Consider the following 13,451-nt stretch of genomic DNA (forward strand, 5'->3'; position numbering starts at 1 on the left):
CAGTTGTTATTCATTGACAATTGCTTTCTGTTTTTTTGATACGGAAAACATTTTTTCTTTCTTTTTTGACATTACCTCTTTATCAGAAATACGTAAAGAAAATAATAATGCTACGAGTAAAAACATTGCTGATCCAATTAATGCCGCTTGATATGGTAAGAAATCTGACTGTGCATGATACTGTATTTCATTACTTCCAACCCCTGATAATATGCTAGCTAAAACAGCAACTCCTATCGCTGAGCCTAATCGATTTTGCACATTAAATATAGTAGTTGCTCTCCCCATAGAAGGTGGTGCAATATTGTTAAATGCAGAAAATTGAACTGCACCGACCGACTGACCTAAGAAAATACCGATGCCAAACAATAATGCCCGTATTTGCCAAGGGTTCGTATCGTGATTTACAAAACTTAATAAAACAAAGATAATCGCCGTACAAATTAACCCTATAGAAATTACCTTGCGAGCTCCTAATTTCTTATATGACCATGGCACAATCTGTGACGATATCATTAATCCAATTGCCTCCGGGAATGTCGTAAGACCTGATTCCAGTGCGGATACTCCTATTACATTTTGATACATAAGTGGAAAAACAAATAACATTCCTAGTAAACCAGCTGATGAAAACAATGAAATAAGACTCATTTTTCTAAAGACTGGTTCTTTTAATAAGCGTAAATCTAACATCGGTTGCTTTACTTTAAGTTCTACAATGATGAACAATGTAATGAATACAATCCCAGCTATCCCAGTACTTATAATCTCTGGAGAAATCCAACCTTTTGATGGACCTTGGCTAAGTGCATAGATCAGCATCGCAAATCCTGGTGCTGAAAGAACAAAACCGAGAGAATCAAAGCGACCAGCCGATTTTTCAATATGTTCTTTTAAAAATAGAAGACCGAATAGTAACGCTACAATTCCAAACGGTAAATTAATATAAAATGCCCAGCGCCAAGACATTTGATCTACAAAGAAACCTCCAATAATCGGTCCTACTGCCGGTGCGACAGCAATTGGCAACACAATAAACCGTGAAATTTTCGGCCTTTCCTCTGGTGAAAATGTTCGGAATAACATCGCCATCCCGACTGGTGTTAAAAGTCCCCCGCCAGCACCTTGAATGATACGAAAAATATTCAATGAAGTAATATCGTTCGCTATTCCACATAATGCAGACGCAGTTGTAAATACGAAAAGAGCGGTTAGAAATACTCTTTTCGTACCGAAGCGATCTCCTAACCAACCAGAAATCGGAAGGAAAACAGCTAAGCTAACTAAATAGCCAACATTAACCGTCCCCATTGCAGATGGAGGCACTTGTAATTCTTTACTTATCGTTTGTAGTGCTACATTCACAATTGTTGCATCCATCGCAGCCATAAACATCGCTGTTATATATACGATACTTACAACTACTTTTGGATTTATCTTTGCCTTCATTATCGTTTTCCTACTAATATTTTTTCGCCAGCTTGATTACTTTTTGGATTCAAATCTTTCCAGTTATTCTCAACATATTGTAAACAATCGTGCCTGCTAGCTTCTCCATGTACGACTTTCCAACCAATAGGTACATCAAGAAAGACAGGCCAGAGAGAATACTGGCCCTCCTCATTTTTTAATACTTTATATGTGCAATTATCATTTTCAAACGGATTTGTCATACTGTTCTTACCCCTTTCTTATTCTGCAAATATTTCGCTAATACTTGTCCAATTTCTGTAAGTGGTCCTGGTTGACATAAATCTTTATGTCTACAATCAATATCGTGTTGCACAATTTCCCCGTCTAAATAATTTAGCCATGTATTTGGAGAGATAGGATCAAACCAGTCTGGTATAACAGTAGATCTAAAGAATAAAATATCTCCGTTATAAACTTTCGGCACATATTTCCCTAACAACCCTACCGAATTTACATATGTTTCTTTTAAGTTCAAAATAGTCTCTTCTTCAAGACTTGCTAATGCACTTCCATCTTTACGAAGTATTTCTACTGCACTTTCCATCGTAAGTGGTTTACCATCCATGTTATCTGGATCGTATCCACCTAAAGCAAGTAATGCAATTAACGCTTCTTCTTCAGTAGGTGCTTCCGTATTCGGTAAAAAGTGCCCTGGATAAGAATCTAGCATAACGAGTAATTCTACTTCTTCCCCTTCATTTTGTAGTTGCGCTGCCATTGCATGCACAACATTTCCTCCAAGCGACCAACCGAGTAAACGATATGGTCCGTGAGGCTGTACTTCACGAACGTGTTTTAAATAATCCGCCGCCATCTCCTCTAAACTTTTTGGAAGTTCTTCATTTTTAGCGATACCACGTGCTTGTATACCGTAGATTGGATAATCTGTTCCTAAAGATTTCATAAGTCCTGCATAGCACCAACTTAACCCACCTGCTGGGTGTACACAAAATAGTGGTAATTGGTCTCCGCTTGTTCGTAATGGAAGCAACACATCAAGTGCACTTTGTCCATTTCCCACTTCAAGTCTTTCAGCAAGACCTGCAACAGTAGGTGCTGCAAATAAAGTTCCGATATTTAGTTCCACCCCAAGTGCTTCTTTCATGCGGCTCATAAGCTGCACTGCAAGAAGTGAATGGCCACCTAAATCAAAGAATCCATCATCAATTCCAATTTGCGGCACACTTAAAACTTCTGTAAACAAGTCACATAACATTTCTTCTTGCGGTGTTCTTGGTCCACGACTAGATGATGATGCGATAAATTCTGGAGCTGGCAATGCCTTTCTATCTAATTTACCGTTTGGAGTTAAAGGTAACTCATTTACTACTACAAAAGCATATGGAACCATGTAATCTGGTAAACTCCCCCCAGCATACCTACGCATTTCATTCGTATCAATCATTTCATTATTTGATGCGACGATATAAGAAACTAACCGTTTATCCCCTGGTTGATCTTCCCGTACAATAACAGCTACTTGTTCAACTTTAGGGTGTTTCATTATTACCGCTTCTATTTCCCCTAATTCAATTCGGAATCCACGAATTTTTATTTGGTGATCTGCACGTCCTATATAATCTAGCGTCCCATCTTTACGCCAGCGAGCTAAGTCTCCTGTACGATACATTCTTGTACCTGGCTTGCCAAATGGATCTGCGATAAATCGTTCAGCAGTTAAACCTGCTCTTCCTAAATATCCACGAGCAAGCCCTGCACCTGCAACATACATTTCTCCAACTACTCCAGGTGGCACCGGTTGTAAATAATTGTCTAACACATACACTTTAAGGTCAGGTATACTGCACCCAATTAAACTATTTGCCCGTAAAGAAACTATATTCTCGTCTAACTCAATATAACTAACATGTACTGTCGTCTCAGTAATACCATACATATTAATAAGCTTCGGTGCGTTATGAGGATGTCGACTATACCAATCTTCTAATCGACTTAGCTCAAGTGCTTCTCCTCCAAAAACAACATATCGTAAAGATAATTTTTGGCCAATCTCTTCATTTTCACGATCTGCTTGCATCAATTGATAGAACGCTGATGGAGTTTGGTTTAAAACAGTTACCTTTTCTGTAACAAGAAGTTGTAAAAATTCTTTCGGCGAGCGACTTACAGTATGTGGTACTACGACTAGACGACCTCCATATAATAAAGGCCCCCAAATTTCCCAAACCGAGAAATCAAATGCGTATGAATGGAACATCGTCCAAACATCGTCTGCGTCAAATTGGAACCAATGATCAGTTGCACCTAAAAGTCTTACTACGTTTTGATGAGGTATCATAACGCCTTTCGGTCTACCTGTTGAGCCTGACGTATAAATAACATACGCAATGTGTGAAGGCGATAATTGCCTCATGCGCTCCATTTCATCAATATTATCTTCACTATATTTCTCTATTTCTTTTATTACTTTCACATCATCAACTAAAATTTTCAGTTCCTCATTACATTCAATTTCCACATCTGAATTTGTTAAAACACATGATGGTTTCGCATCGTGGAGCATAAATGAAATACGCTCTGACGGGTAATCTGGATCTAACGGAAGGTATCCCGCACCAGCTTTTAGAACAGCTAGTAAGCTTACAACCATATTTAAAGATCTCGGCATCGCTAAAGCAACGAGTTGATCAGGACCGATTCCTTTTGCTATTAGCAATCGAGCTATTTTATTCGCTTTTTTATTCAACTCTTCATATGTTAACTTTTCATCTTCAAAGACGACAGCAATAGCATTTGAATTTATATGAGCCTGCTTTTCAAATAATTGTGATAATGTCATTTCTGGTGCAATTTGAAAACCACCATTCCACTTCTCTAACACTGTATTTCTCTCTGCTAAAGTTAATATTTCTAATCTACCAATTGATTGATCAGGATTTTCCGCTGCATCATCTAATAACAGAATGTATCGTTCTATTAATTTTTGCACCGTTTCCCGTTTATATAAATCAGTACTAAACTCTAACAATCCGTGTAAGCCGTCTGGAGTACCATCAACTCCGTTACTCTCGCTAATTTCAAATGTTAAATCAAATTTCGCAGAGCCAACGCTTTGAATTTCAAGATTCGCTTCTAGGTCTGGAACATCAAATGTCGCTTCAGGCGTATTTTGGAAAGCTAACATAACTTGAAACAGCGGATGACTATTTCGGGTACGTACTGGATTTAACACTTCAACGAGTCGTTCAAATGGAACATCTTGATTTTCGTAAGCTGCCAGATTTAACTGCTTCACTCTATTTAGTAATTCTTTAAAACTTGGATCTCCTGATGTATTTGTACGTAACACTAATGTATTTACAAATAAGCCAACTATATTTGATAGTGCATCATCGTTTCTTCCAGCAATCGGGCTCCCGATTGGTATATCAGTACCGGCACCTAATCTTGTAAATAGCGCACTAAGTCCTGCTTGCAACACCATAAACAAACTAACTCCGTTTTTCCGTGCAAGCTCTACTAACCTACTATGCATACCTGCATCTATATGAAAATGAATTGTTTCTCCGCGGTAACTCGTTTCAATTGGACGCTGGTAATCTGTAGGTAACTCCAGCTGATCTGGTAAACCTTCTAGCTCTTTCTTCCAAAAATCTAATTGTGTTGAAATGAGGCTCTCTTGTGTAGTTTCATCACCAAGCAATTGTTGTTGCCAAAGGGCATAATCTGCGTATTGAACTGGAAGTGTCTCCAGCTGAACTCTGTTACCTTGACATCGTGCTTTATACGCCGCTGCAAAATCTCTCGTTAACGGTTGTAACGACCAGCCATCCCCTACAATATGGTGTAATAGAATTAGTATTACATGTTCGTTTTCACTCACTGTAAAAAGTTGCAAACGAACTGCTGGTTCAACATCGAGGTTAAAGTTATATCTTACCGCCTCTACAAGTACAGTTTCTAATTGCGCTTTACTTGTATTTGTTATAATCATTTCTAAATTTAAATTTTCCATATCTAAAATTTTCTGATAGGAACTACCTAATACGTTAGGGAAAATTGTTCTAAGTGTTTCATGTTTCTCAACTACATCATAAAAGGCACCTTGCAATGCTTCCTCGTTCAAAATTCCATTCATACGAATAACTAGCGGAATATTATAAGTAGGGCTCGGACCTTCTAAGCAATTTAAGAACCATAACCTACGCTGTGCAAATGAAAGTGGAATCTCATTTGGTCTACTTACTTTCTTAATAGCTGGTCTTACACTTTTTGCTTGATCCAATTGTTTCGCTAGTTCAGCAACAGTTGGCAATTCGAATAGTTTTCCAATCCCTAATTCCACACTTAACGTTTCACGAATTCTTGCCATTAAACGAGATGCAAGAAGCGAATGACCACCCATTTCAAAGAAATTATCATCGATGCTAATGCGAGAAACACCAAGTATTTCTGCAAATAAATCACATAATATTTCTTCTTTCGGATTTCTAGCAACTCTATCCTTGTTCATTTCATTAAAATCAGGAGCAGGCAATTTCTTTCTATCAACCTTACCATTTGGCGTTAATTGTAATTCTTCTAGCACAACAAATGCTGATGGCACCATATAATTCGCTAAACTTTCTGAAACATAAGAACGAATTTCTGCAAGATCAATTTGTTCCTTTCCTTCGGCAACGATATACGCAATGATTCGTTTATCATTTGGGCGATCTTCTCGTACCATCACTACTGCTTGCTTAACATTTTCATGTCGTTGTAATACCATTTCAATTTCAGCTAATTCAATTCGGAAACCGCGAATTTTAATTTGATGATCTGCGCGGCTCACGTATTCTAGCACACCATCGTTACGCCATTTCACCAGATCACCTGTGCGGTACATACGCTTCCCTGGTTCTCCATATGGATTTGCAACAAACCGTTCAGCCGTTAACTCTGGTTTTCCTAAATATCCGTTCGCAAGCCCCTCCCCCGCAATATATAGTTCCCCAATCACTCCAGGTGGAACTGGTTGTAAACCTGCATCTAATACATACACGTCTGTATTCCAAATTGGTTTTCCAATAGGAGGTATACCACTTTCATCAATGTTCATGAAAGTAGACCAAATAGTCGTCTCGGTTGGTCCATATAAGTTTGTAATAGAGCAACCTAATTCTTTTAATGTATTTGCTAAATGGGCCGGAAGAGCTTCACCACCAACGAGCACATTTAGCCCTTGTAGCCGCTCTGGATATTCAGTTACTAACGCCTGCCAAAGCGTCGGTGTAGCTTGCATGATTGTCACTCTTTCTTCTTGTAACAATGCCGTTAAAGCAGAAGGTTCTTGAATTACCTCTTTTTGTGCAATTGTTAAACTTGAACCACTAATAAGAGGTAAATAAATTTCTAGAGCAGAAATATCAAACGCAAACGTTGTAACTGCTAATAAATGATCATTTTCATGTAATGAAAACATATCTTCCATGGCCAATAAAAAGTTACTTAAAGCTTTCATAGGAACAATTACACCTTTTGGATTTCCGGTTGATCCTGAAGTATAAATTGTATACGCAGGCTTTAAAAGTGATTCATCATTTCTAAATGGTAGATTCATATGAGAATATGCTTTTAACGCTAGTTCTGTTTCTTCACTATCTAATTCGATTTTTTTCATATCATTTTCTATAACTAAGGTTGATGAAACAGATGAATGTGTGATGATACAAACTGGTTTTGCATCATTTACTATATAATTTATTCGCTCCGCTGGATATTCTGGATCTATTGGTAAATACGCTGCACCTGCCTTTAAGACTGCTAGCATACTGACTACCATTTCTATTGACCTTGGAAATACTAAAGCTACAAACTGATTTGATCCTATTCCTTCTTCTACTAAATAGTGCGCCAGTTCATTCGCTCGTTCATTTAGCTCTTTATACGTAAGATCTTCACCGTTACAAGTAACCGCTATTTTATTTGGAGTCTTTTGTACTTGTTTTTCAAATAATATAGGTAGAGAGATGAATTTATCAGCTTCCTTCGTTTCATTCCATTCCAATAAAACTTTATGATTTTCTTCAGGAAGAGTAATGTTTATGCTTCCAATCGACGCGTCTTTTTGATAAACATTTATCATTAATTCTAATAAATTCATAAATCTCTCTTTATGCAACGCTAGTTCCGCGCCATTATATACTTCTGGATTCGCATCAAAATGAATCATTAGCTCATTTTGATCAAAACGTTTATATATATTTATTGATAAATCATCGACAGGTCCTGCTGATAAATTATGTGTAATACCACGATTTCCAGCAAAGTTAAGCCCATAATCAAAAGGCATAACATTCACTAACGGTCCAAATAATCTTTGGTTTTCACCTAATAACTTTAAGTCTCTTCTTAATTCCTCATGACGGTATTTATGATGACGACGTACATCTTGGATTTCTTTAGAAACTTGCTGTATTAATTCTGCAAGAGTTATATTTGGAGTTATAGTGAGACGAAGTGGTACTAAATTCATTACCATACTCGGTGTATGAATAGATACAGAACCTAGACGCCCCATCATCGGTAAACCTAAAACAATATCATTTGCACCTGTTAACTTATGCATATAAATACTTGTTACAGCTATAATAAATTCCGGCCAACTTGTTAACGAAATATTGATATCTTCTAGTAAATTTTTCGTACTAGAATTTGATAAATAAGCCGTTTCTCGTAAAAATCCATTTGATGTTCTCGGCGCTCGTTCTGCTAAACTTACAACTTCCGGTTCATCTGCAAACTTCTCTAACCAAAAAGTACAATCTTCCTGAAATTGTTTAGACTCACGATACTCCATATCTTCTTGTACAATTTTCGCAAGAGAACCAAATGGCTTTTCATTCTTTTTTGTCTCTTCTATAAGTGATGTATACTCATTGGCTACCTTTTGGCTAAGAAGTGAAAATCCATAGCCATCCATCACAATGTGATGGATGCGCTGATACCAAAAGAAACGATTATTTTCAATTTGAATAAGTGCTTCAGTAAATAATGTATCTTTTTTCAAATCGATTGGTATAGATAAATCATTTTTCATCCATACCTTAGCAGCTTCTTCAGGATTTTCTTCTTTACGAACGTCAATAAAATGCATATGAAACTTTGACGATTCCTCAATAACTTGCCATGGGCCAATTTCATCCTCTTCAAAACGAACATGTAGTGCTTCTGCTTCTGTTACAACATTTCGTACTGCTAATTCGAAAATTTCTTGATTAATATTTCCGCTTATTTCAACATATTCCCCAGTATTATAAATCGGATTCAGCGGATCTAATTGCTGTGCAAACCACATACCAGTTTGCGCAGATGATAACGAATGGCGAACCTTTTGACTATTAGGCATTCTTTACTACCCCTTTATTATGTAGTCTATATTAAAGTACATGCTCTGTTTGCGGAGATAATAAGCGGTACCAATCAACAACCGTTGGGCTCTCTGCTAAATCCGCAAAAGTGATTTCTTTTCCTTCGCGGCGCCATTTCTCTACTAAACTCATAATTCTGACCGAATCAAGTCCTCTATTTAATAAATCTTCATCAGTCTCAACACTCTCTACTGGTTCACGAAGTAATTGTGCAACTAGTTCATGTATTTGCTGTAAAGTGATTTCATCATTATCTTTTAAACTTTGTAACTCTGTTAACAAAATGTTAGTTGATGTCGTTACTGCACATCTATTAGATGCATACTCCAACGCTTGTTTATGATGTTCTAGTGAAAAATCAGCAACTGCATCTGCTACAAAGAACGGCTCTATACCATCCATAAACGCTTCACAAGCTGTTAATAGGCAGCCAATATGTGCATAAATACCGCAAATGATGAGTTGATCTCGTCCTTGTTCATTTAATATTTCTAGTAAATTTGTCTTTTTAAATGCACTATATCTCCATTTTGTTAAGAATATATCATCCTCATCTGGAGTAAGTTCATCAACAATTTTCTTTTTATCTGGTCCAGCAGGAATACCGTCACCCCAGAAGTCTTGCAATAACCCTCGCTGTTCTAACGTTTGTCCACCAGGTTGTGCTGTATAAACAACTGGAATACCAAGTTCCTTACATTTTTCTCTTATCACCTTAATATTTGAAATGAGTTCTACTTTCGGTGATTCTGTATCGCTGTATGCATCAAGAAAATATTCTTGCATGTCATGGATTAGAAGAACCGCACGTTTCGGATCTGGCGTCCAGTTCACTTTATTTTTTGGTAGTTCTGATTCAACTGGCATTTTGTATACTGAAATAGATGGAATAGCCATCTAATCACTTCCTTCCAATTTTTATATTATTTATCGTTTTACCGTAATAAGTTTTTCAGCAATAGCTTTACGTAATTCTTTTTTGCTTACCTTTCCAACACCTGTTTGTGGGAATGATTCAATAAATTCAATTCGATCTGGAATCTTATAAGCTGCTATACCACGTTCTCTTAAAAACATTTTCAATTCACTTACAGTTGGAGCTTGTCCGCGAGCTATTACAAATGCACAAGTACGTTCTCCTAAATAATCATCAGGCATTGATACAATTGCTACATCATGTACTGCATCATGTGCTAATAGATGATTTTCAACCTCTTCCGCAGCAACTTTCTCACCACCACGGTTAATTTGATCTTTATCTCTTCCTTCTACAATGATGTAACCTTGTTCATTTACTTTTACAAGATCACCTGTGCGATAAAATCCATCCTTTGTAAAGGATCTTGCATTATGCTCTTCTGCTTTATAATAACCACGAATTGTATATGGCCCTCTTGTTAATAAACTACCTACTTCTCCAGGTTTTACATCGTTATCATTTTCATCAACGACCCTTACTTCATCAAATGTAGACATCGGTCTCCCTTGTGTATGAATAATAATTTCTTCAGGATCATTTAATCTTGTGTAATTTACTAATCCTTCTGCCATACCAAACACTTGTTGTAACGTACATCCAAATGTAGGTCGTATACGTTTTGCAACTTCAGCACTAAACTTCGCACCACCTACTTGAATCACTTCTAGGCTCGATAAATCGTTATTACGTGAAGAGGCAGCATCAAGCCATATCATTGCTAATGGCGGAACGAGGGCAGTAATCGTAACTTTTTCTTTTTCTATAAGTGCAAATGCCTCATCTGGACTACCGCCAGTTGCTAACACTACTTTTCCACCCGCATAGAAAGTTCCAAATGTCCCAGGAGAACTCATCGGGTAATTATGCGCTACTGGAAGAACGGCCATATAGACGCTATCTGTATTCAAATGACAAATTTCAGCGCTAACACGTAAACTATAAATATAGTCATCATGCGTTCTAGGAATTAATTTAGAAAGTCCTGTTGTCCCTCCTGATAATTGGAGAAACGCAACATCACTTGGCTGGACTTCTGGTAATGGAACGGGATCTATATACAGATCATTTATGTTCACAAACTCTTCTTCTTCTCCCACTACAATTACATGTTGTAAAGTTGGCACTTGCTCTTTCACTTCTCTTGCTAGTTTTCGATAATCAAAGCCGAGAGCCTTATCTGAAATAACGTAAGCACTCGCCTCACCAAACTCACAAAAATAACTAATTTCACTGCTTCGATGTGAAGGTAGCGCAAAAATAGGAAGTGCTCCAATTCGAAATAGCGCAAAACATATTTCGAAAAACTCGATAATGTTAGGTAACTGGATTACAACTCGATCTTCTTGCTTTATTCCTAAATTCAGTAAACCTGCAGCTAAACGATCTACCTTTTTATCAAGCTCACTATACGTTATTTGCGAATTACCGCTTACAACCGCGATTTGATCTCTATATTTTTCAGCACGCTCTTTTAACATCGAACCAAATGTTTCTCCAAGCCAACATCCTTCTTCTCGGTAACGATTTGCAAATTCTTTTGGCCATTCCGTATAACCTTCTAACATTCTTTCTTCCCCCTACTTTTCATTAAGTGAACTATCCTTTAACCCTAAAGCTTTCAACATTGTTTGAAATTTAGCAGAGGTTTCTGCTAACTCATCTTCAGGATTAGACTCAGCAACAACTCCAGCGCCTGCATATAAACGAAGTGTATGTTCTTGTACTTCAGCACAACGAATTGTAACAATCCATTCACCATCTCCATTTAAATCGCTCCATCCTAACATTCCTGTAAAGAATTCACGGTCAAATGGCTCAATTTTTTGAATAGCTTCTCTCGCTTCTTCCATCGGCGTTCCGCAAACTGCTGGCGTAGGATGAAGAGCAATTGCTAATTCCAAAGAAGTAGTATTTGGATCCTTTAGTTCACCTTTCACTTCAGTAGACAAATGCCACATCGCTTCACTATGAATAACGGATGGTTTTTCCGGAACATGTAATGTATGACAATACGGACGAAGCGCAGCAGCAACCGCTTCCACTACTACCGCATGTTCGTGTAAATCTTTTGGAGAAGAAAGTAATTCCTCTGCTCTTCTTTTATCTTCCACTGGATCATCACTACGAGGTCTTGAACCAGCTAACGGATTAGAAGTAACTTGCATACCATTACGTGAAACGAGTAATTCAGGGCTTGCTCCAATTAATGTCTTATTATTCTCATTTTCATCTTTCGGTAAATTCACAGCAAATGTATAACCATGCTTATTATGTTCTGCTAATTCTCGAAGAAGTTTTTGCTTATTAATCTGTTCAGAAGATTCAACATCTAACAATCTGGATAGAACGATTTTCTTTAAATCGCCGTCCTGGATTTTTTCAATTCCTTGCTTCACACCGTTCATATACACTTCAGGCTCTGGGACTGGCGTCATTTCGAATGTTAAGTTCTCATTTGTTTCAAGCTGATTTGTTGTATCCAATTGTAAATGCTCAGAAATTCTACTATATTCTGGGACGATAAGTTGAACTTCTTTTCTACGATCAAATGGCAAGGCACCTACAACGATAGGATTCGGATTTCCTGCTTGTTTTGCATTACGTAATACGGCTTGCACAAGCTCTGGAAAACTTTCAATTTCACGATGCTTTACTGTAGCAAACCCTCCTTCTGTCAATATCGTTCGAGTTGGTGAAGCGAAAAAGAAAGAAGATTCAGTCTTATAATCTTCTAATAATTTTTCTGACAGTTCCTTTACAGCCGTAAATTCATTCATAGTATAGTAGCCCCCTAAATTTTTTATTAAATTCCTAATGTAGCTCCGCCATCGACACATAAATTGTGCATGGTAATGTGGCTTGCTTTATCTGAAGCTAAAAACAATACCGCTTCGGCAACTTCTGAAGGCTGTGCAATTTTTTGTAACGGTATACCGAGTCTATATGTGCTTTGAGAACCAGCAATTATATTTTTTGCCCCATTCTCATCAGCCCATAGTAACCTTTGCATTTCAGTTTCAGTAGAACCTGGAGAAACTAAGTTACAGCGAATGTTGTACGCTGCAAGTTCTAATCCTAAACACTTCATAAACATCGTCGTTGCAGCTTTTGATGCAGCATACGCAGCCATCTCCATTCTCGGGGTATTTGCTGCATTTGACCCAACTGTAACAATTGCCCCTGACTTTCTTTGCATCATCTGTTTACTTACTGCTCGGGACATATAGAAAACTCCTGTAGAGTTTACCGAGAATGTTTTATTCCAATCTTCATCACTTAAAGAGTGAATCGCTCCCATACGTAAAACCCCTGCAACATTTACTAATATATCTATTGGTGCTATATCATTTTCAATGCGCTTTACTATATCTTCAACAGCAGCACTATCACTTACATCTAAACGAAATGTTTTCATACGTGTTTTATTTATTTCATTTTGTTTTAAGAGTACTTTTAACCCTTCTTCATTTTGATCAACCGCAATAACTGTAGCTCCTCTTTCTAAAAACATTTTTGCTACAACACTACCTATACCTTGGGCTGCACCTGTTACTAAAACCGTTTTCCCATCAAATTCCCCTAAGTTCATTTCCTCTATCCTTTCATTTGAAAATTAATCTAATTAA

General features: G+C 37.4%; 7 protein-coding genes. All 7 read right to left on the bottom strand.

Going from position 1 to position 13,451, the window contains the following annotated elements:
* Nucleotides 1–6: 6 nt before the first annotated feature.
* The 7 genes from QCI44_RS16610 to dhbA are packed head-to-tail and all read right to left on the bottom strand — an operon-like array spanning nucleotide 7 to nucleotide 13,414.
* Nucleotides 7–1,449, bottom strand: coding sequence for an MDR family MFS transporter (locus QCI44_RS16610; protein ID WP_353811346.1), 1,443 nt, complete (start codon nucleotides 1,447–1,449; stop codon nucleotides 7–9).
* Nucleotides 1,449–1,673 carry an MbtH family protein gene (locus tag QCI44_RS16615; protein ID WP_016087960.1) on the bottom strand — a complete coding sequence of 75 codons (225 nt, stop codon included), beginning with the start codon at nucleotides 1,671–1,673 and terminating at the stop codon, nucleotides 1,449–1,451. Before QCI44_RS16615 ends, QCI44_RS16610 begins: the two co-directional genes overlap by 1 nt.
* Complete coding sequence (locus tag QCI44_RS16620) at nucleotides 1,670–8,824, bottom strand: amino acid adenylation domain-containing protein (RefSeq protein WP_088084217.1); 7,155 nt, start codon at nucleotides 8,822–8,824, stop codon at nucleotides 1,670–1,672. The genes QCI44_RS16615 and QCI44_RS16620 overlap by 4 nt, the downstream gene beginning before the upstream one ends.
* Nucleotides 8,825–8,855: 31 nt before the next feature.
* Nucleotides 8,856–9,743 carry an isochorismatase gene (gene dhbB / locus QCI44_RS16625; RefSeq protein ID WP_088084218.1) on the bottom strand — a complete coding sequence of 296 codons (888 nt, stop codon included), beginning with the start codon at nucleotides 9,741–9,743 and terminating at the stop codon, nucleotides 8,856–8,858.
* 30 nt (nucleotides 9,744–9,773) lie between these two features.
* Entirely contained in the window at nucleotides 9,774–11,390 is a 1,617-nt protein-coding gene (locus tag QCI44_RS16630; protein WP_016134432.1) for a (2,3-dihydroxybenzoyl)adenylate synthase, read from the bottom strand.
* A gap of 12 nt (nucleotides 11,391–11,402) precedes the next feature.
* Entirely contained in the window at nucleotides 11,403–12,602 is a 1,200-nt protein-coding gene (gene dhbC / locus QCI44_RS16635) for an isochorismate synthase DhbC (protein ID WP_088084219.1), read from the bottom strand.
* A gap of 26 nt (nucleotides 12,603–12,628) precedes the next feature.
* A complete protein-coding gene (dhbA, locus tag QCI44_RS16640; protein WP_088084220.1) occupies nucleotides 12,629–13,414 on the bottom strand; it encodes a 2,3-dihydro-2,3-dihydroxybenzoate dehydrogenase in 786 nt (261 codons plus the stop codon).
* Nucleotides 13,415–13,451 lie beyond the last annotated feature (37 nt).

Source organism: Bacillus cereus group sp. RP37 (assembly GCF_040459695.1).
Taxonomy (GTDB): domain Bacteria; phylum Bacillota; class Bacilli; order Bacillales; family Bacillaceae_G; genus Bacillus_A.